Origin of the sequence: Lacrimispora sp. 38-1 (assembly GCF_049890855.1) — a bacterium.
Lineage (GTDB): Bacteria > Bacillota > Clostridia > Lachnospirales > Lachnospiraceae > Lacrimispora.
Genome location: NZ_JBANEW010000053.1, coordinates 38103 through 58565 on the forward strand (window position 1 = coordinate 38103; position 20463 = coordinate 58565).

24 protein-coding genes are annotated in these 20463 nt (G+C 43.1%); 19 read left to right on the top strand and 5 right to left on the bottom strand.

Annotated features, from left to right (window positions below; genetic code table 11):
* Positions 1–79: 79 nt before the first annotated feature.
* The 3 genes from V7D18_RS12790 to V7D18_RS12800 form a co-directional block, all read right to left on the bottom strand.
* The gene (locus V7D18_RS12790) at positions 80–1762 is read right to left on the bottom strand and encodes a flavin monoamine oxidase family protein (RefSeq protein WP_426154666.1); all 1683 of its coding nucleotides are present in this window, start codon (positions 1760–1762) and stop codon (positions 80–82) included.
* Positions 1763–1829: 67 nt separating this feature from the next.
* A complete protein-coding gene (locus V7D18_RS12795; RefSeq protein WP_426154667.1) occupies positions 1830–2837 on the bottom strand; it encodes an ABC transporter substrate-binding protein in 1008 nt (335 codons plus the stop codon).
* Between the two features lie 75 nt (positions 2838–2912).
* Positions 2913–3044, bottom strand: coding sequence for a hypothetical protein (locus V7D18_RS12800; protein WP_426154668.1), 132 nt, complete (start codon positions 3042–3044; stop codon positions 2913–2915).
* A 153-nt stretch (positions 3045–3197) separates the two neighbouring features.
* On the opposite strand from V7D18_RS12800, the gene V7D18_RS12805 reads away from it, so the two are divergent.
* A complete protein-coding gene (locus V7D18_RS12805) occupies positions 3198–4007 on the top strand; it encodes a Cof-type HAD-IIB family hydrolase (RefSeq protein WP_426154669.1) in 810 nt (269 codons plus the stop codon).
* A gap of 81 nt (positions 4008–4088) precedes the next feature.
* A complete protein-coding gene (locus V7D18_RS12810) occupies positions 4089–4388 on the top strand; it encodes a YerC/YecD family TrpR-related protein (protein ID WP_097005014.1) in 300 nt (99 codons plus the stop codon).
* A gap of 45 nt (positions 4389–4433) precedes the next feature.
* Here V7D18_RS12810 and V7D18_RS12815 read toward each other — a convergent pair whose 3' ends face one another.
* Positions 4434–5048, bottom strand: a complete 615-nt coding sequence (locus V7D18_RS12815; RefSeq protein ID WP_426154670.1) for a DUF1836 domain-containing protein — start codon at positions 5046–5048, stop codon at positions 4434–4436.
* A 205-nt stretch (positions 5049–5253) separates the two neighbouring features.
* Between V7D18_RS12815 and V7D18_RS12820 the strand changes: the two genes are divergently transcribed.
* From V7D18_RS12820 to spoVAE, 13 genes are all read left to right on the top strand, one after another.
* A complete protein-coding gene (locus tag V7D18_RS12820; protein ID WP_426154671.1) occupies positions 5254–5637 on the top strand; it encodes a RidA family protein in 384 nt (127 codons plus the stop codon).
* Between the two features lie 216 nt (positions 5638–5853).
* On the top strand, positions 5854–7179 hold the full coding sequence (locus V7D18_RS12825; protein ID WP_426154672.1) for a bifunctional folylpolyglutamate synthase/dihydrofolate synthase: 1326 nt from the start codon (positions 5854–5856) through the stop codon (positions 7177–7179).
* Entirely contained in the window at positions 7172–7312 is a 141-nt protein-coding gene (locus V7D18_RS12830) for a hypothetical protein (protein ID WP_170072532.1), read from the top strand. Before V7D18_RS12825 ends, V7D18_RS12830 begins: the two co-directional genes overlap by 8 nt.
* Positions 7313–7323: 11 nt before the next feature.
* Complete coding sequence (locus V7D18_RS12835; RefSeq protein ID WP_426154673.1) at positions 7324–8640, top strand: tetratricopeptide repeat protein; 1317 nt, start codon at positions 7324–7326, stop codon at positions 8638–8640.
* 141 nt (positions 8641–8781) lie between these two features.
* Positions 8782–9123, top strand: a complete 342-nt coding sequence (locus tag V7D18_RS12840) for an anti-sigma factor antagonist (protein ID WP_314459432.1) — start codon at positions 8782–8784, stop codon at positions 9121–9123.
* A gap of 10 nt (positions 9124–9133) precedes the next feature.
* Positions 9134–9568 carry an anti-sigma F factor gene (spoIIAB, locus tag V7D18_RS12845; RefSeq protein ID WP_426154674.1) on the top strand — a complete coding sequence of 145 codons (435 nt, stop codon included), beginning with the start codon at positions 9134–9136 and terminating at the stop codon, positions 9566–9568.
* Positions 9569–9573: 5 nt separating this feature from the next.
* Positions 9574–10287, top strand: coding sequence for an RNA polymerase sporulation sigma factor SigF (gene sigF / locus V7D18_RS12850; RefSeq protein WP_117415004.1), 714 nt, complete (start codon positions 9574–9576; stop codon positions 10285–10287).
* Between the two features lie 63 nt (positions 10288–10350).
* The gene (locus V7D18_RS12855) at positions 10351–10512 is read left to right on the top strand and encodes a hypothetical protein (protein ID WP_426154675.1); all 162 of its coding nucleotides are present in this window, start codon (positions 10351–10353) and stop codon (positions 10510–10512) included.
* Positions 10509–11135: a stage V sporulation protein AA gene (locus V7D18_RS12860; protein WP_426154918.1), complete on the top strand. Its 627-nt coding sequence runs from the start codon at positions 10509–10511 to the stop codon at positions 11133–11135. Before V7D18_RS12855 ends, V7D18_RS12860 begins: the two co-directional genes overlap by 4 nt.
* Positions 11122–11550, top strand: coding sequence for a stage V sporulation protein AB (locus V7D18_RS12865; RefSeq protein WP_426154676.1), 429 nt, complete (start codon positions 11122–11124; stop codon positions 11548–11550). Before V7D18_RS12860 ends, V7D18_RS12865 begins: the two co-directional genes overlap by 14 nt.
* A 31-nt stretch (positions 11551–11581) precedes the next feature.
* Positions 11582–12034, top strand: a complete 453-nt coding sequence (locus tag V7D18_RS12870; protein ID WP_426154677.1) for a SpoVA/SpoVAEb family sporulation membrane protein — start codon at positions 11582–11584, stop codon at positions 12032–12034.
* A gap of 32 nt (positions 12035–12066) precedes the next feature.
* The gene (spoVAD, locus tag V7D18_RS12875) at positions 12067–13083 is read left to right on the top strand and encodes a stage V sporulation protein AD (RefSeq protein ID WP_426154678.1); all 1017 of its coding nucleotides are present in this window, start codon (positions 12067–12069) and stop codon (positions 13081–13083) included.
* A gap of 18 nt (positions 13084–13101) precedes the next feature.
* Positions 13102–13458 (top strand): stage V sporulation protein AE, encoded by a 357-nt coding sequence (spoVAE, locus tag V7D18_RS12880; protein ID WP_426154679.1) that lies wholly within the window; start codon positions 13102–13104, stop codon positions 13456–13458.
* 50 nt (positions 13459–13508) lie between these two features.
* Here the strand turns inward: spoVAE and V7D18_RS12885 are convergent, their stop codons facing one another.
* Positions 13509–16160, bottom strand: coding sequence for a transglycosylase domain-containing protein (locus tag V7D18_RS12885; protein WP_426154680.1), 2652 nt, complete (start codon positions 16158–16160; stop codon positions 13509–13511).
* Between the two features lie 163 nt (positions 16161–16323).
* Between V7D18_RS12885 and V7D18_RS12890 the strand changes: the two genes are divergently transcribed.
* The 4 genes from V7D18_RS12890 to V7D18_RS12905 all read left to right on the top strand — a co-directional run bounded on the left by V7D18_RS12890 (position 16324) and on the right by V7D18_RS12905 (position 20451).
* On the top strand, positions 16324–16983 hold the full coding sequence (locus V7D18_RS12890; RefSeq protein WP_426154681.1) for a YigZ family protein: 660 nt from the start codon (positions 16324–16326) through the stop codon (positions 16981–16983).
* A gap of 169 nt (positions 16984–17152) precedes the next feature.
* Entirely contained in the window at positions 17153–18994 is a 1842-nt protein-coding gene (typA, locus tag V7D18_RS12895; RefSeq protein ID WP_426154682.1) for a translational GTPase TypA, read from the top strand.
* 202 nt (positions 18995–19196) lie between these two features.
* Positions 19197–19823: a single-stranded DNA-binding protein gene (locus tag V7D18_RS12900; protein WP_104439027.1), complete on the top strand. Its 627-nt coding sequence runs from the start codon at positions 19197–19199 to the stop codon at positions 19821–19823.
* Positions 19824–19947: 124 nt separating this feature from the next.
* Complete coding sequence (locus V7D18_RS12905) at positions 19948–20451, top strand: cob(I)yrinic acid a,c-diamide adenosyltransferase (protein ID WP_426154683.1); 504 nt, start codon at positions 19948–19950, stop codon at positions 20449–20451.
* The last annotated feature ends 12 nt before the right edge of the window (positions 20452–20463 follow it).

A 20463-nucleotide genomic window follows, 5' to 3' on the forward strand; every position in this document is an offset into this window, starting at 1 on the left:
AAATTGCCCTGTAAAAACAATTATAACACCATATGAAAGAATTAAAAGGGATAGTTATGATTTTACACCTGGAATTATACTACATCGGCTGACTGTGAAAAGAATTGGCCAGCTGATTGGCAGCCTCTTTGCCTGTATAAAGTGCCCCCTGCATCCAGCCATGCTTTGTGGATACGTGTTCACCTGCAAAGAAAATTCTTTGATTAAATTCAGGCTTTTGCATCTCATAAGCAAACAATTGTTTCTGACCTGGGAGTGACTCAGCAAAAGCCCCCCGGTTATAAGGCTCATTATCCCAAACCACTGTCTTATGATCTTCCACAATGGAATCTAAAAATCCTCTTGGCAAACCGTGAACTTCCTCTACGCTTTCTTTTATAAATTCAAAGCGAAGCGGTTTTTGCATATTTCCGACTCTTGTTGCATTTAAATGATAATTATAGGAAGCGATCAGTACACCCGGTTCATTTGGAGAGCAGGAAGAAAGATCCGGACATAGAAGATGATCTCCCGGATAGAAGATGTACTGAATCGGCAGGTCTGTCCGGGAAAATCCTCCCACCATCCGTCCATAATCGGTATCCTGTTCCCAAAATCGTTCCCTGCATAAAAAGAAGGTTTTCTGCGAATTCGTATAATTGTATTCTAAAACAGCCTGCATTTTTGGATTACTGAAACGTGGCCGGATATCCACTTCCCGCAGAGTGGAGTAAGGGATTGCGCAGATCACGTAATCGAAAGCATCCACAGATCTGCTTAAGTCCCGAACATTGCGATGGGCCAGTGTAATCTGACTGCTGTTTTGCAGCTGATAAATTCCTGTAACCGACTGACCGGGCCGGTAAGTAACGGTGCCTAGCCTGGAGGCTGGAATATTTTGATATTGGGGTAATTTATCTGTGAAGAAAGACTGGATAAATGCATAGGGCAGGTTTACCATTCCGCCTTCTATGGTATAGGTGTTGCGGTAGTCGATGGTATACTCCTCCTGGACGGCTTCCGCATAACTGATATCAAGCAGTGCTCCAGTCCCGGGATCGACTCCTGAGATCAGGCTGATCGCTCCCTGGCTCAGGCCAAGATTTTCCAGAGTCTGCCGGACGGAATCGTTCATCAAAGGCAGAATTTCCGGGGAATATTCCGGTAAAATCTGTATCAGCTCTGACCGGATATCAGGCGGAAGCTGCATCATCAGATACAAAAAGGCATAGTCATTCAGCTCTGCCCAGGGAGTGCTTCGTTCCTGGGGAGTTAAATCGTATAAGGGATAAAGCATCTGCTCGATGGAGTCTGATGTTCTCAAACGGGTATTATGTACGTATAAAAAATTGTTTCGCCGCATTACAGTCAGAGGACGGGTATTTAAACCGAACAGATTGATATAGTGCCAGGTGGTTTCATGGGTGACCGGTATTCTGTGAGCGCCGAATTCGTTATAGTATTTACCTTCCGAATCAAAATACCAGGTATAAACTCTTCCCCCGAATCTGCTGTCATTTGCCTCCAGAATCGTAATATCGGCTCCAAGCTTTCGAAGCTCGAACGCAGCGGACAAACCGGCAAGGCCCCCTCCAATGACGCCGATTTTTATACCTTTCAGTTCTCCCAGCTGCGCATAATTTGTGATATCCGGGGGAGGACTCAGTAAACGGACAATATATTCGTAATCTTCTGGCCGGCCGGCCGTTTCCAATGAATTTCTGATCATTTCCCGCCGCTGTTCATTTGTGGGGTTTAATACCTGATTTAATGGAACATTCATAGTTTATACCTCATATTGTGATTTACAAGGGGACAATTGCCTGCCGCAATGTCCCCTTATTTTTGGATTATTTCACTGCCTTCTCAGAAAACTCAGTTGTAACCAGTTCCGCATATGGAACCCGGTCTTTCAGCTGGCCAGCCTCTTCCAGAATATTCTCTAAAAGTTCAAAGCTGTCTTTGTTAAAAACAGTATCTTTTTTCCAGGTATCCTGTGCTTTGTAACGGTCCACGATGGCTGCGATGGTTTTTACGTCGGTTTCCTTGAACTGGGGCTGAATTACCTTTGCGATTTCTTCGGAAGTATGAGAATTTACATATTCCAGACCCTTTTGAATGGCATTGGTAAAGTTCTGTACTGTCTCCGGGTTCTTTTTCAGATAACTTTTCTTTGCACTGTAGGCGGTATATGGGATATAGCCGGAATCAACGCCCAAAGAAGCGACTACGTAACCGCTGCCTTCTTTTTCCAACCCTGTAGCGAAGGGTTCAAATTCAACGGTATAATCCGCATCATTGCTGGTAAAGGCTGCTGCAGTCAGTCCGAAGTTAATGCTTTGATCGATTCTCAGATCAGCAGCAGGATCAATCCCGTTCTTTTTCAGAATGTATTCAAATACCATTTCCGGCATACCGCCGGCTCTGCCGCCCAGTACTTTTTTTCCTTTTAAATCCGTCCATTTAAAATCAGGCTGTTCGCTTCTTCCAACAAGGAAATTACCTGCCCGCTGAGTCAGCTGGGCGAAATTGACTGCGTAATCCTGGGAACCGTTTGCATAAGTATAGATCGAGGCCTCAGAGCCCATAAAACCAATATCTGCATCACCGGAGATGAGGGCAGTCATAACCTTGTCGGCACCGGCACCGTTGACTAAGGTTAAATCGATACCCTCGTCCTCGAAGTATCCCAATTCAATGGCTGCATATTGAGGGGCATAAAAAATGGAATGGGCAACTTCATTTAATTTGACCGGGGTCAGTTCTGATGCTTTTGCTTTTGAACCACAGGCGGTTAAGCAGAGTAAAGACGCTCCGGTGAGAATGGCCATTATAACACAACAACAGGCTTTTCTCATAAAATCCTCCTTTTTCAAATCTTAATACTACATTGTATTGTTATAATATGGGAAGGTACCTTGTCTTGAAAAATTTTAAACCTGAAAGGTCTGGGCGGATACATGGGAAAAAAGAGGCCTGATCTGTTTTCTGGACGTTGTTCTGCATCCGGTTAAGCAGCAAACAACCATAATTGCAGTCAGAAAGATTGTAATTGCTTTTTTCATTTGGTTCTCCTCCATTCATCCTCCTGTTAAAATTCTATGTAGTCTGACAGGCAGAGTTTACGAACTATGCCATATTTTCTTATTTAAATATGGTATATGCAGATAAACTGTGATATACTGCTATAGTAAAATTTACAAAAGCAGGAGAAAGCAATGAAATATCGTATGATAGTGCTTGATTTGGATGGGACGCTGACGAACCGGGATAAAGAGATCACGCCCAGAACAAAAGAAGCACTTTTTGAATTGCAACGTATGGGCGGAGTGATTGTTCTGGCTTCCGGCCGTCCCACTTATGGGATCATGCCTGTTGCAAAAGAATTAAAGCTTCATGAGACAGGCGGTTACATCTTATCCTTTAACGGAGGACGCATCATAGACTGTAAAACAGGAGAAACAATCTTTGCAAAGGAACTGCCGGTATCTTCCAACCAGAAGATTATCCGTATGGCGAAGGAGTATGGAGTTAATATCTTAACTTATGAAGATGACTTAATCATAACCGGGAATGCCAAAGATGAGTATGTAGGTAAGGAATCTGCTATTAATAAACTGGCTGTGAGGGAAGTGGAAGATATGGAAAGCTACGTACAGTTTCCGGTAGTGAAATATCTGATGCTGGAAGAGGGAGACTATCTTGCCATGGTAGAACCAAAAGTTAAGGCAGCGCTCGGACGGGATTACAGTGTTTACCGTTCAGAACCCTATTTCCTTGAAATCCTGCCGAAAGGAATTGATAAGGCAGAAAGCCTTAAGCGGCTTCTTGCACATCTTAATATGAGCCGGGAGGAGATGATTGCCTGCGGCGACGGTTATAATGATTTATCTATGATTGAGTACGCCGGACTGGGCGTGGCCATGGAAAATGCAGTTCTGCCTGCAAGAAAGGCGGCTGATTATGTGACTGCTTCCAATAATGACGATGGTATCGCTTTGGTAGTGGAAAAATTTATGCTTTCCTGATGTCTCAGGGGGTGGATTTTATAACGTTAATATGTTAAAATACAGTTAGACCATAAGGAATAAAAAGGGGATAGATCTCATATGAATAAAAAAATTAAGACAGATGCAGTTGACCATCTGTTTGAAGCAATTTTAACCTTAAAAACACCGGAGGAGTGCTATACGTTTTTTGAGGATGTATGTACAGTCAATGAACTGCTGAGCCTGTCTCAGAGATATGAGGTGGCTAAAATGCTCCGTGAAGGCAGAACCTATCTGGAAATCGCAGAGAAGACGGGAGCCTCTACTGCTACCATCAGCCGTGTAAACCGTTCCTTAAATTACGGGAATGACGGCTATGATATGGTATTTAAGCGTCTGGAAGAGAAAAAAGAGATATAACAAAACAGGGGACAAGCCGTTTGCCGGTTCTTGTTCCCTGTACGTTTATTTTTTCTTCTTTAATGAAGGTTCCTCTCTTAAATCATCGATGAGCTGTTCGATCACCTGCTTCTTTACATACACATCAAAAGACAGCTCGCAGATCCAGGAAAAGAGACGCAGATATTCTAAATCTTCTCCCTCAATTCCCTTCTCTTCGTAAGTTTTGCAGGAATGCTGATACTTTTCAAGTATGTCGGATTTGATACGTTCTAAGTCTGCTTCCTCCTGTGAGAATATCTCTTTATAGACTTCTTCCAGAGGCATGCCGTCAGCTGGATTAAAATGCTTATCGGTAATTGGTCTGAAAAGCTGCTCAATATCATTAAAAGATAATAAATTCTTAAAATAGTAGATGAATATAAGCAGAAGTATATGCTCTTTTGTATATTTCTTTTTGCTGGGAGCCGGCAGAAGATTATTCTTTGCGTAATTGTTGATCATCGTTTTTGTTAGGACCTTGTCATCCGGGTAGCGTTTCGTATCACTTAAATGTTTATCCATGAAAGTGGTGACCTGATCCATATATAAATCAATATTTGGAATGGTTTCCGGTGTGATATACCGTAATCCATCCAGATGCTCTATGATTTTCTGCAATCGTTCCTCGTTGGTTTTCATATGTCCTCCGTTCTGCACGGGAAAGCTCCGCACATGTGATAATCCCCTTAGTCATATTATATAGTATTCAATACCAGATGACAAGAGGTAAAAACAACCCTCAAACTAAATATTTTTGAGTATACCAAAAACATTTTCTTGACTTTTAAGGAATGTGTGTTAATCTAGAAATATCATTGTAATGAACGAAAGGAGATACCTAATTATGAAAAAAGTTTTGGCGACAGAAAAGGCTCCGGCAGCAATTGGTCCTTATTCTCAGGGAGTTCGCGGGGGCGATTATGTGTTCGTGTCCGGTCAGCTTCCCATTGACCCGGCTACCGGTACATTTGCAGGTGAGGATATTGCATCTCAGACGAGACAGTCTTTAACAAATATAAAGGCCATATTGGAAAGCGGCGGTTTATCCATGGATCAGGTGGTTAAAACAACCGTATTATTAAAGAATATCAATGATTTTTCGGCTATGAATGAAGTTTATGCAACCTTTTTCCAGGGGGAATGTCCTGCCAGAGCAGCATTCGCAGTGGCAGCTCTTCCCAAAGATGCATTGGTGGAGATTGAAGCCATCGCTTATTGCGGAGAATAAAAAGTAATATGGAATAATGAGAAAGGGAATGCCGGCAAACAGGTATTCCCTCTTTTATTTTCCCTCCTGAACGGTGCATTCACGGGCAACATGTAGAAATAAAGGGCTTTTTGCGAAAGAAATGGGTTGCATATTGGCAGACTTATATTATAATTAATTGAGGAAGCTGGATTATTCCGTTTTTATGAATTTAGACAGGAAGTTGGTACTTTAAGGATGAGATTTGAAGAAACGGCAGAGGAATATTTAAGCCATATCCCGATGTGGACGAAAAAGAAGAATTCACTGGAAGTGATCAGGAAGTTTCTGGAAGAGATGGGCGATCCTGATGAAACCATGAGAATCATTCATGTTGCCGGGACCAATGGGAAAGGTTCAGTCTGTGCCTTTTTGCAGTCTGTATTCTTAAGTGCAGGATATAAGGTGGGTACATTCACATCCCCCCATTTAATCGAGGTCAGAGAACGGTTTTGTGTAAATGGAGAGATGGTATCGGAATCAGATTTTTCAGACAGTTTCCAGACAGTGAAAGCACTATCAGAACGGATGATGGAACTGGGATACAGCCATCCGTCTTATTTTGAATTTTTATTTTATATGGCCATGGACTTATTTCAAAAGTCAAACGTTGATCTTGTTATATTGGAAGTCGGGTTAGGAGGAAGACTGGATACAACCAATGTCATCCGCCGCCCGCTGGTATCTGTCATCACTTCCGTCAGTCTGGACCACACGGAATATTTAGGTGATACAGTGGAAAAGATCGCTTTTGAGAAGGCAGGCATCATTAAGAAGAAAATTCCGGTGGTTTTTGACGGAAACCGGCAGAATGTTTCGGAAGTGATCCGGAAAAGGGCTGTGGAACAGGAAGCCCCTTATTATGAGACGGACAGGCAGTGTTACAGGATTACCGGATCGGAAAACAATTGCTTCCATGCAGAGTTTACTGGTATAAAAGGAGATGTGTATAAAGCAGTGATTCCTTCTCCTGCAGAATATCAGGTTATGAATGCACTTCTCGCTTTACGGGCAGCAGAAGTATCCGGTCTGTTAGAAGATATGGAACCGGAAAGAGCAAAAGCGCAGATCAGGGAAGGTTTCCTTGGGATGCGGTGGCCAGCAAGGATGGAAGAGGTACAGCCTGGAGTATTCCTCGATGGGGCACATAATCCGGGAGGAATTGAGGAGTTTGTAAAGACCGCCTCCAACTTGTGTGCTGTCAGAAAAAAAAGAGCAAATCTCTTATTTTCTGCTGTATCCGATAAGAATTATCATGATATGATAAGGATTATTGCAGCCGGTCTGCCGCTTCATGAAGTGGCAGTAACCCATATAGATTCTGACAGAGGGACAGAAACGGAAGCAGTTTTTCATGAGTTTGAAGAAGCGGTTAACTGCAGGATAACAGGATTTCAGAACGCAGAGGATGCATTATTCTATATGCTTCATAATCAGGATGAGGATCATCTGCTGTTTTGTGCAGGCTCCCTGTATTTAATGGGTGAGATAAAAGCGGTATTAAGGAGGAATGGATATGATTGATTTTGATTCTGAGATAAAAGACTACAGGCCCAGCCTGGAGGTCGACGCAGTTGAAGATGCCATTGTAAGAAGTGATTTAACGGATATGAATGATCTTATGATGAATCTTATAAAAGAAGTCAGCAAGGAATAGGCGGATAAAATATGGATTATGAAAGAAAAATCCGGGTGATTGCAAACAGCTATTATAATATGGGACTGGAGAAGGCTAAGTTAAGAGATTTAACCGGATCAGCCGATTGTTTAAAAAAGTGTCTTCATTTTAATAAGTATATGACAGACGCAAGGAATCTTCTTGGTCTCATCTACTATGAGGTGGGAGAGGTTGGCGACGCACTGGTTCAATGGGTTATCAGCAAGAATTTACAGCCTGAAGATAACCGTGCAGACTACTACCTGGAAGCAATCCAGAAGAAAAAAGGCACTATGGATCTGGAACGGAAGGCAGTGAGACGGTATAATCAGGCACTGGCTTACGTCAAAAGCGGCAGTGAGGATCTTGCCATTCTGCAGCTGAATAAAGCAGTTGAGGACAAGCCCAATTATGTAAAAGCCCAGCTTTTAACTGCTCTTTTGTGCATCGTCAGGGAGGATTACCAGAAGGCGGGCAAAGCGGTAAATAAGGTGCTTTTAATTGACCATAATCACCCAAAAGCGCTTTATTATAAATCAATTGTAAAAGAAACCGGTCCTAAAGCAAAACCAGAGCGGGAACCGGAAAAAAGAAAACTTAAGAATGTGTCATCCCACAGGCAGATGCAGGATGATGATGTGATTATCCCCCCAAGCTATAAAGAAAACACCAGAGATCAGGCGGTTTTAAATATTCTGGCAGGCCTTTTGCTTGGAGCTGCAGTGGTGTTCTTCATGGTTATGCCGGCGAACACGAAAGCCATTAACGATAATCATAACAAAGAGATGCTAAAATACAGCGAGCAGTTAAGCCAGGCCAATCAAAAGGCAGATCTTTTAACTCAGAAGCTTAATACGCTGGAATCAGAAAAAAAGACAGCGGAGGAATCACTGGCATCCTTAACCAATAATTCTGACAGCGTTCTGGCCCAGTATCAGGCTGTGATCGGTATCTTGCAGGCGTATAAAAAGGATGATTTTCCATCTGCAGTTAAGATCTATGCAGGACTTAATCCGGAGCTGATTGCTTCCGCAGATGTTCAGGCGATTATTGTTGAGATAAAAAAGGATATGGCACAGAAAGGCTGCCCCATTTTGGAAAGTCTGGGTGATAAAGCCATGGAAGCGGGGGATAGTCAGTCAGCCCTTAACAATTATTTGAAATGTATTGAGTTAAAACCAGACAGCTGGCAGGCGAAATTTAAGACTGCTGTCATATACAAGGGAATGGATCAGAAGGAACAGGCCAATGCGTTGTTCTCTGATATCATAAATAACAGCAAAGACGAAACGTTATCTGCTAAGGCAAAATCAGAACGAGGTTTTTAATGGCAGAATTCGAAAAGACACTACAGAAGAAACATATTTTTGTGGTGTCTTTTTTTATTCACCCGGATTATTTTTCGGCATATAAAAAACACTCTTCTCTGGTATTACGGACAGACAATAAGAAATGGAGGAGTATTGCATATGAATCAGTCACACTTTACGTATGAGGCAGACGGTCATACTTTAATTGTTCATCTGCCGGAGGAACTGGATCATCATAACTGTTCCGGGTTAAAATATGAAACAGATCTAATCCTTTCCGAGAATTATATCCGCCGCATTATATTTGATTTTTCCAGAACGAGATTTATGGATTCCTCCGGAATCGGGATCCTGCTTAACCGTTACAAGCAGATGGCATTAAGCGGAGGAAATGTTGCCATTTACGGTGCAGGAACCCAGGCTCTTCGGATTCTTAAAATGGGAGGAATTTTAAAATTAATGAAATTATATGACTCTAAGGAAGCAGCAGTCACAGGTTGAGGAGGAACATATGTCTGAACAGAACAAACCAGAAATTCTGAAAATGGAATTGGAAGCCCTGTCCCAAAATGAAGAATTTGCCAGAGTAGCAGTTGCCGTTTTTATGGCAAGGCTGGATCCTACTCTGGAGGAAGTGGATGATGTGAAAACGGCTGTCTCAGAGGCAGTCACCAATGCGGTCATCCATGGATACCAGGGGAAGGGAGGGATCATCTACATAGAAGTAACAGTGGAAGGGCAGGAACTGACCGTTTCGATTCGGGATACAGGGATAGGAATTCCGGATATTAAACAGGCGATGGAGCCGATGTTTACCACTGATCCTGACGGGGTCCGGTCCGGTATGGGATTTTCTTTTATGGAAGCATTTATGGATCAGGTGGAAGTGAAGTCAGAGCCGGATAAGGGAACTGCGGTGATCATGAAAAAGAAGATTAGCAGGTGAGCCCTATGGATGAGACCATGAGATTGATACAAATGGCTCACGAAGGAGATAAAGCGGCAAGAGACCGGCTTGTGACCGAGAATTTCGGTTTGATCTGGAGCATTGTACGCAGATTTACGGGGCGTGGTTATGAGCCTGAGGATCTATTTCAGATTGGAAGCATTGGCTTAATGAAAGCCATAGATAAATTTGATTTATCCTATGAAGTCAAATTTTCCACCTATGCAGTTCCCATGATTACAGGAGAGATCAAGCGGTTTTTACGTGATGACGGAATCATAAAAGTCAGCCGCTCCATTAAGGAAATGGGACTGAAAGTGAAAAATGTGAGGGAGGAGCTGGTTTACCGCTTTGGAAGAGAACCTACCGTAGAAGAGATAGCGGGAGAAATCGGGGCCAGCAAAGAAGAAGTGGCAGCTTCCATAGAAGCCGGAGCAGAGGTGGAATCCTTATACCGGTCTGTCAATAAAAATGACGAAAACAGTCTGCTTCTCATCGATAAAATAGAAGAAGAAAGCTCTGCACAGGAAGAACTGTTAAACCGTATGGTACTTCGGGAATTGTTAACCGATTTATCAGATAAAGACAGGGAAATTATAATACGGCGGTACTATTACAATGAGACTCAGAGCCAGATCGCGGATAAGCTTGGAATTTCCCAGGTTCAGGTATCAAGGCTTGAGAAAAAGATTTTAAAACAGATGCGTGAAAAATTATAGAATAAAAAATTTTATACGGCTCATACTAATTTTGAAAAACCAGAGAAAAGGATGTGAGCATGTATGGAATCCATGAAACATAAGCTTGTCATGACGCTTCTGGTCATATGCCTGATTGCAATCGCAGCTGCAATCTGGTATATGATTGCTGTTATGCCGGATGGCACACAAAAGGAGGGAACACTTGTTGAGGCGGCCCCGGGATGGGAGATGATGGTTGCATGAGTAAAACCGTGTATTTAAATATCAGCGAGATTACAGAGGTACATCACAAGGAAGTACAGCTGAAAGATGTTGCTGATGTTTACTGCGATGATTCTGCCGTTATGAATAAGTGCAATGCAATGAGAATAAAAACCATTCATTCGGACCGTAACAAGCGTTATATTGAAAGTACACTCGATGTAATTAAAAAACTGGTGGAAATGGATCCGGCCATTTCTGTCAATAACGTTGGTAAGGTTGATTATATTATAGATTACCATAAGCCGAAGTCACCAAACTGGGTCTGGCAGTGGATAAAGACAATTTTTGTCTGTATTATCTGTTATTGTGGTGCGGCTTTTGCAATAATGACATTTAATAATGATGTAAGCGTAACCAACGTTTTTAAGGAAATTTACCAGATTATTATGAGAGAAGAGCCCAGTGGGTTTTCGATTCTGGAAATTAGTTATTCGGTAGGGTTGGCTCTTGGGATTGTTGGATTTTTTAATCATTTTGCAAAAATTAAGATTAATACCGATCCAACTCCTCTGGAGGTGGAAATGCGTCTTTATGAAGATAATGTCAGTAAAACTTTGATCCAGAATGAGGGAAGAAAGGAGTCTGATATTGATGCTTCTTAAAGAAGTGTTGCTATGCTTCATCGGATTAAGCGCTGGCGGCATTATAGCAGCCGGCGTTTTTGCTTTTTTGGCGATTATCGGTGTATTTCCCCGCCTGATTGGATTTACTCATACAAAAAAACACATTATGCTTTATGAAACCTGTATTATACTCGGCGGTGTACTTGGAAATATTGGTGATATTTACGAAGTTCCAATCGGATTTGGAGGAAATTTGTTCCTGGGTATTTTCGGATTGTCAGTGGGAATATTTGTGGGCTGTCTGGTAATGTCTCTGGCAGAAACATTAAAAGCGCTTCCCGTTATCAGCAGAAGAATAAATCTTGGAGTAGGACTGCAATATATTATTCTATCCATTGCCCTTGGAAAGCTGACTGGTTCCCTGTTGTTTTTTGCCGAACGTTTCGGACAATAACATCATGTATTTTACAGAATGGAGGAAAAGAATGGAAGTAAATAAAAAAGCCTATGAAGCCTATGTAAAGGAAGTAACTCCCGTTAATAAAAAATTCCCCAATATTATAAAAGCTTTTCTGGTGGGAGGAATTATCTGCACAATAGGCCAGATCTGCACCACATTAATTATGAATTATGGAGTGGAAAAGGATACTGCGTCAGCCTGGACCACGCTGATTTTAATTGCTGCCAGCGTGATTCTCACAGGACTTAATATTTATCCCAAAATAACCAAATTCGGTGGAGCGGGAGCCCTGGTGCCCATAACCGGCTTTGCAAACTCTGTAGTGGCACCTGCTGTGGAATTTAAAGCAGAAGGGCAGGTATTTGGTATTGGCTGTAAAATCTTTACAATTGCCGGTCCGGTAATTCTTTACGGAATATTAAGTTCCTGGATACTGGGTGTGATTGCCTATGTTCTGAAAGCTTTCGGCATTGTCTAGAACAAACTTGAAAGAGAAATGGAGTGAGAAAAATGCAGGTTGGAAAAGCAAGCATTAAATTTGAAGAACCTCCGGTGATTGAAAGCATGGCTTCCATAGTCGGAAAAAAAGAAGGAGAAGGGCCGCTTGGGAAGCTTTTTGATGTAGTGGAACAGGATGATATGTTCGGAGCAGATACCTGGGAGAAAGCGGAGAGTGCCCTTCAGAAGCAGACAGCAGATCTTGCGATTGAAAAAGGGGATATCCGGAAAAAAGATATCAGGTATCTCTTTGCCGGAGACTTACTGGGACAGCTGATTGCCACGTCATTTGGTACTGTGGATCTGGAGATTCCGCTGTTTGGCCTTTTCGGTGCCTGTTCCACCATGGGAGAAGCTTTAAATCTGGGATCCATGACAGTGGCAGGCGGTTATGCGGACAAAGTAATGGCAATGGCTTCCAGCCATTTTGCAACAGCTGAAAAACAGTTTCGGTTTCCGCTGAGTTACGGAAGCCAGCGTCCTTTTTCCGCTTCCTGGACAGTGACCGGCTGCGGGGCAGTTATTCTCTCAAAAAACAAAAAAGAAGGAATTGCGGCTATTACTGGCATTACGACCGGCCGAATGATTGATATGGGAATCAAAGATTCCATGAATATGGGAGCAGCCATGGCACCGGCAGCATTTCATACCATTCAGCAGAATTTTGATGATTTCAATGTGGATGAAAATTATTATGATAAAATCATAACAGGAGATCTTGGACAGGTTGGCCGCGCCATTCTCCTGGATTTCATGAAAAACAAAGGGCATGATCTGGAAACCATCCATACAGACTGCGGGATTGAAATTTTTGATCCGGATTCCCAGGATACACATGCAGGCGGAAGCGGCTGTGGGTGTGCAGCATCAACGCTCTGCTCTTATATATTGCCGAAAATTAAGGATGGAACGTGGAGGCGGGTTTTATTTGTGCCCACAGGAGCACTGCTGTCCACTGTCAGCTTCAATGAAGGAGAAACCATTCCCGGTATCGCCCATGGAGTTGTGATTGAGCATATTGGCAATTAATTCGGAAAGGAGACAGCTATGGAATATGTAAAAGCATTTTTAGTTGGTGGAGCAATCTGTGCAGTGGTTCAGGTTGTGATGGATAATACCAAGCTTATGCCTGGGCGGATTATGGTGCTTTTAGTGGTAACCGGAAGCATTCTTGGGGCCCTGGGGATTTATCAGCCTTTTAGTGAATGGGCTGGAGCAGGAGCAACAGTTCCTTTGCTGGGATTTGGAAATTCCCTGTGGAAAGGTGTCTTAAAAAGCATGGGAGAGGACGGCTTTCTGGGAGTTTTTAAAGGCGGATTTACTGCGAGTGCAGTGGGAATATCAGGCGCTCTGATTTTTGGATATCTTGGATCAATTATATTCAAGCCAAAGATGAAAAGTTGAATTTAAGGGCATCAGACCTTTGCAGGTTTGGTGCCCTTATGTGTTTGTTGTCAATAATCTTGCCAGGGGTATATGGGTTTGGAATTTCCGGGATTTTGTGGTACATAACCCGGCGCATACTGCTGGGGAGCTGTCTCCTCCTCGTATGGGTAGCTGCTGGGAGGAATAATCATGGAGTTTGCTGAGTGTATGGTGCAGTATCCGGGCATTGCATACTTGGAATCATCTGTCTCACCTGTCTCACCGTTTGGAAGAACCATAAAGACGGCGGTTGTCCGCTCAGGACAATAAGGCGTTGGCAGCTGATGGGAAACGGAACATACCGTTGCTCTTACGTGATTATTACAAACGTCTGTGGGAACCGTTCCTTTGGCAAAATATTCTGTATATACTGCATTGCCTCTGGGATCCTCGGTGCAGACTCCTGAGACTGCCAGCTTGCCGGATTTCCGGCAGATTTGTGCGGTTTCTATACTGTCAGGAACGGGAAAACCGGGGTCTGGCTTTCCTTCATGGACTCTGGTCATGATCTTGCGCCAGATTGCCTTGTGAAAGGATGCACCACCGTTTTGCTTTGTCAGCTTCTGGTTATCATCACATCCCGCCCAGATACCGGCAGTATAATAAGGGGTATAACCCACAAACCAGATATCGTTGTTGGCTGATGTGGTACCGCTTTTTCCGGCAGCGGACATTCCCGGAATTTTTGCTGCCGGGCTGGTGGCACTTGGACCTGAGCTGGAAAACTTCCGGCTGCTTTCCATGGAGGCTGCCATAGCGTCGGTTAGGAGAAATGCAGTGGAGTCTTTTAAAACACGATGGGTCTCAGGTGTATTATCAATTAAAACCTTTCCGTCGTGATCCAGGATTTTAGTGAAAAATACCGGCTTTGTATAAACACCGCCGTTGGCAATGGTGGCAAAAGCACCGGTCAGCTCTAAATTGGAAACACCCCTGGTGATTCCTCCCAGGGCCAGTGCCGGGTTATAATCGGTATCTGTTAAGGAGGTGATACCGAAGTTTCTTGCGTACTCCACGCCAAGTTGGGGTTTTACCGTCTCAACAAGACAGCGTACCGCCACGATGTTCATGGAATAAATGATAGCGTCACGGATACTTGAGTACCCCTGGTATCCGGAGCTATACCAGTTGGAAAAGGTTTTATTGCCGATTGTGTAAACCGAATCATAATAAACCGTACCAAGGGTGGCACCGCAGGTGTCAAGTGCCGGAGAAAATGCGGTGAGGATTTTAAAGGTTGAACCTGGCTGCCGATAGGTATTGCTGGCACGGTTTAGTGTCAGGCTGGCCAGTTTTTGTCCCCGACCGCCGTTGATTGCCTTAACTTCTCCTGTTTTCTGATCCATGATAACGAAGGAGGCCTGAGGCTGTAAGGTCTTATGAAGGCTTTCTCCCAGTATGGTATCTCCTTCTTTCAGCTGATAGTTTTTATAACCCTGTACATCGGCTTGTGCCTCTTCTTCGGAATTATATAAACCGTCATAGCCATTGTCTCCCATTTCCTTATGATAGCGTTTGACATTTTCTTCGGAATAGTGGGTGGTTGTGCCATCCTTGTGGGTGACGGACAGGCGGTATTCGATGGAATACCTGGCTGCTGTATAATTCTCCGGGTTATTGATTTCCTCGTCTACAATGGTCTGAATTGAGGGATCCTGGGTGGTGTAGATGGAAAGACCTCCGCTGTAAAGCATATTGTGAGCCTGGGTATCCGTATATCCCAGCTGGTTCTTCATGGCAGTTATGACTTCTTCAACCAGTTCGTCTGTAAAATAGCTGTATGGAGATGCGGTTTCCTTGGTCACAGTGTCCACATTCTGGATTCTGGAATAGACATCATCGGCAAGAGCCTGGTCTTCCTCTTCCTTTGTGATATATCCCTGGTCATGCATATATTGAAGAATAACCTTCTGCTTGTCGGAATTGCCCTTCTGACCGGATATGGGATTATATTTGGAAGGGTTCTGCGTGATTCCTGCTAGAACCGCGCATTCGGACAACGTCAGTTCTGATACGTCCTTGTTAAAGTATCTCTTGGCAGCCACTTTGACGCCCAGAGTATTATTGCCTAAATTAATGGTGTTTAAGTAGTTGGTTATGATCTGCTCCTTTGACATGACTCCGTCAAGTTTAATGGCAAGAAACCATTCCTGAAGCTTTCGTTCCAGACGTTCCCCGAAACTCTTCTCCATGCCGCCGCCGAACACGCTGTTTTTGATCAGCTGCTGGGTGATCGTGCTTCCGCCCCCGGCTGAGGAATCACCGGTGAGAACACCTTTCACAGCTCTCATGATGGAGCGCAGATCAATTCCGTTGTGTTCCCAGAATCTGGAATCCTCATAAGAAACAAAGGCATTGACCAGATTTTTTGGAAGTTCATCGAAAGTGGCTTCCTCCCTGTTGGAACCTGCAGTTACCAGGGTTTCGGTGACATTGCCGGCACTGTCATAAACGGTAGTGGCATATTCATTGGGGACAATCGTTGATATATCCACGTCAGGAGCATTGTCTATGATCCCCTTCACCATGCCAAGTACAACGCTTGCAGCAACAATGCTTCCAAACAGGCACAGGATAAACAGACTTTTAAAAAAGGCAAGAAAAACCTTTGTGGTGTATTTCCTCGCTTTTGAATTGGCAGATTTGATCTTTCTCTCTGTCTCTTGCTTGCCGTAATTCATAGGAAACCTCCTTTACCGGTCCATTATACCAAAAATTGTCGTGCAATTCAACACTTACCATTTTAGGAACAAATTTATACTTTTATACAGGAAACCTTGATCCTGATCCTGATTTTGGATATAATGGGAAAGGATTGTTTATATAGAAGAAATGAGGATGCTTATGAGGAAAGCTTATAAAATATTATACAGGGAAGGTACGGGAGAGCTTATTGAAAAGAAATCCCGTTTTATAGCCAGCTTCCGGCCTGTTAATACAGAAGAAGAGGCTCAGGCTTTTATAGAAGAAATCAGAAAAAAATACTGGGATGCCAGTCATAACTGTTATGCCTGGGTTTTAGGGGAAAACGGGGAAGGAAAGCGCTGCAGCGACGACGGAGAACCCAGCCAGACAGCAGGAAAACCGATGCTTGATGTTCTGGAAGGGGAAGAAATCGTTAACATCTGCGTGGTTGTCACCCGTTATTTTGGCGGTACGCTTCTTGGAACAGGAGGTCTTGTGAGGGCTTATTCCGGAGCGGTGAAAGAAGGTTTAAAGGCATGTACGGTTCTGACTCTGGTTCCTGCAAAAAAACTTCTGATTGATACGGATTATAACGGAGCCGGTAAGATACAGTATCTTTTAGGCCAGCAGAAACTTGCGGTTTTAAACAGTGAGTATACGGACCGGGTCGCTTTTACAGCCCTTGTGCCGGACGAAGAGATCTTAAAGCTTCAGGCGGACATTACGGAGGCCACAGGCGGGAAAGCAAAGCTTGAGGTATCCGGTTCTGTATATTACAGTATGCTTGAAAAAGAAGTCTTATTGTTTCCGGAGTTATAGTGCATTTGCAGAAAAAAGAAAAAAATCTTGCAATATTATATTTCAGGTGTTATACTAATAAATCGTGATAATGTAGATGAAACTAAGGGCATAGCAGGTCCTTAGTTTTTTATGATATGGGAGTGAATGACCTGTATTATGCTTGAATAACAGAAAGAAGAGTACATTTATGAAGATGAAAAGAGAAGACGTCAGGAATGTGGCAATCATTGCCCACGTCGATCATGGTAAAACTACGCTTGTGGATGCCCTGTTAAAGCAGAGCGGTATATTCCGCGAGAATCAGGAAGTGGTAGAACGCGTTATGGATTCCAATGATATTGAAAGAGAGCGCGGAATCACCATCTTATCCAAGAATACGGCAGTTCATTTCGGAGAAACAAAGATTAATATTATTGATACACCAGGACATGCGGATTTCGGCGGTGAAGTAGAACGTGTATTAAAGATGGTTAACGGAGTTATTCTTGTTGTAGACGCTTATGAAGGAGTTATGCCCCAGACCAAGTTTGTTTTAAGAAAAGCGCTGGAGTTAGGACTTTCCGTTGTTGCCTGCATCAATAAGATTGACAGACCGGAAGCAAGACCGGAAGAGGTGGAAGAAGAAGTTTTAGAGCTTCTTATGGATCTTGATGCAAGTGAAGAGCAGCTGGATTGTCCGTTCCTTTATGCTTCTGCAAAAGCAGGATTTGCAAAAAAAGAGCTTGATGATGAGGGTGTTGACATGGCTCCTTTATTCCAGACAGTCATTGATCATATTCCGGCACCGGAAGGAGATCCGGATGCCTCTACCCAGCTGTTAATCAGTACCATTGATTATAATGAATATGTGGGACGAATCGGAGTAGGTAAGGTAGATAACGGAAGAATCAAGGTGAACCAGGAATGTGTTATCGTAAATCATCATGAACCCGACAAATTCCGCAAGGTTAAGGTAGGCAAACTGTATGAATATGAAGGCCTTAATAAGGTAGAAGTACAGGAAGCCGGAATCGGAGCCATCGTAGCGATCTCAGGTATTGCGGATATCCATATCGGTGATACGCTCTGCTCCGTAGAGAATCCGGAGGCCATTTCGTTCCAGAAAATATCCGAGCCGACCATTGCCATGAATTTCATGGTTAACGACAGCCCCCTTGCAGGACAGGAAGGTAAATTCATTACTTCCCGTCATTTAAGAGAACGTTTATTCCGCGAATTAAACACTGACGTCAGCCTTCGTGTGGAGGAGACAGAATCTCCTGACTGCTTTAAGGTATCCGGAAGAGGAGAGCTTCATTTATCCGTACTGATTGAGAACATGAGACGGGAAGGCTTTGAATTTGCAGTAAGTAAAGCGGAAGTTTTGTATCATTATGACGAAAGAAACAGAAAACTGGAACCTATGGAGATTGCTTATATCGACGTACCGGAAGAATTTACCGGAGCTGTTATTCAGAAGCTGACAAGCCGTAAGGGTGAGCTTCAGGGAATGAGCCCGGCAAACGGCGGTTATACAAGACTGGAATTCTCCATCCCATCCAGAGGTCTGATCGGCTACCGCGGTGAATTTATGACAGACACCAAGGGAAACGGAATCATGAATACTGCATTTGATGATTATGCACCGTATAAGGGAGATTTATCCTATCGGAAATCAGGATCCTTAATTGCTTATGAATCAGGGGAATCCATAACCTATGGACTTTACAATGCCCAGGAGAGAGGAACACTGTTTATCGGAGCCGGAGTCAAGGTATATTCCGGTATGGTAATCGGACAGAATCCCAAGGCCGAAGATATTGAAATCAATGTCTGCAAGTCCAAGAAGCTGACCAATACCCGTTCTTCCGGTGCAGATGACGCACTGAAACTCACCACTCCAAAGGAGATGAGCTTAGAGCAGTCTCTTGACTTTATTGATGTAGATGAGCTGTTGGAGATCACACCGGTCAGCCTTCGAATCAGAAAGAAGATTCTGGATCCAACAGTAAGAAAAAGAACTTCACAGAATAAAAAATCTTTAGTATAAATTGTTATATACAGGAGAATGCTGACGCAGATCGCCGAAATATCGCCGATCAGTCAGCATTCTCCATTATTTTTTGTGCATTCTGCTCCATTATGTCGATATTTTTGGTATGTTTTTTATCATTTTAGTGTATTCTACCACATAAATTTAATATTAGCTGTGAAGCATATTAGCAAATTAGTGAAAGAAGAGGAGAAATACTATGTCAGAAAAAATGATTGAAAACAACAAAGTAAGCGTTATCGGAGAGATTGTCTCCGGCTTCACCTTCAGCCATGAGGTTTTTGGAGAAGGATTTTATATGGTGGACATTGCGGTGAACCGTCTCAGTGATCAGGCAGACGTGATTCCGCTTATGATTTCAGAACGTCTCATCGACGTGGAAGGAAATTACGAAAGTTGTACGATAGAAGCGGTAGGCCAGTTCCGTTCCTATAATCGTCACGAGGGAACAAAAAACCGCCTTGTACTTTCTGTATTTGTCCGGGAGATCCACTTTATGGAAGAGTTTACAGACTACACAAAAACCAATCAGATTTTTCTGGATGGATATATCTGCAAAGCACCCATTTACAGAAAAACTCCGTTGGGAAGGGAAATTGCAGATTTACTCCTTGCAGTTAACCGCCCTTATGGAAAGTCCGATTACATACCCTGTATTGCATGGGGAAGAAATGCAAGATATGCTTCTGGTTTTACCGTAGGAACCAGAGTTAAAGTCTGGGGAAGAGTCCAGAGCAGAGAGTACACCAAAAAGCTCACGGATACAGAGTGTGAAAAGAGGGTGGCTTACGAGGTGTCAGTCAGCAAGCTGGAATGTTCCGAGTAAATATTATTAATATATTAAGAAAATAATAAGAAAACTTGAAAAAATATTAATTATATGATACGATAAGCAGGTTCTAACATAATAATTAAATAATTGCTTTTTAGCTGTTATGAGGTGCTGAAAGATGAATCGAGGTACGATACAGGTTATATGCGGGGAAGGAAAAGGCAAGACGTCTTCTGCACTCGGCATGGGAATCGAGGCTCTGACGAAGAACAGGACTGTCATCATGATACAGTTTTTGAAAGGCTGTCAGGGACGGGGATCTCTGGAGATCATGAAGAGGCTGGAGCCGGAGATGAAGATTTTCCGGTTTGAAAAGTGCGATGGGTTCTTTGAAAACCTTTCTATGGAACGGCAGGAAGAGGAGCGCATGAATATCCGCAATGGTCTTAATTTTGCCAGAAAAGTAGTATCCACAGGTGAATGTGATATGCTGATTCTGGATGAAATTCTTGGGCTTTTGGACCAGGGGATACTGGAAGCGGAAGAGCTTATAAAACTTCTCCAGTCCAAAGTTGATGAGATGGAGGTCGTATTAACCGGTAAGATATTTTCAAAGAAGATAGAACCTTATGTAGACAGTATACTGGAAATCAATCATGTTAAAGTTGACAATACAAAATAATAATGTTAGTAT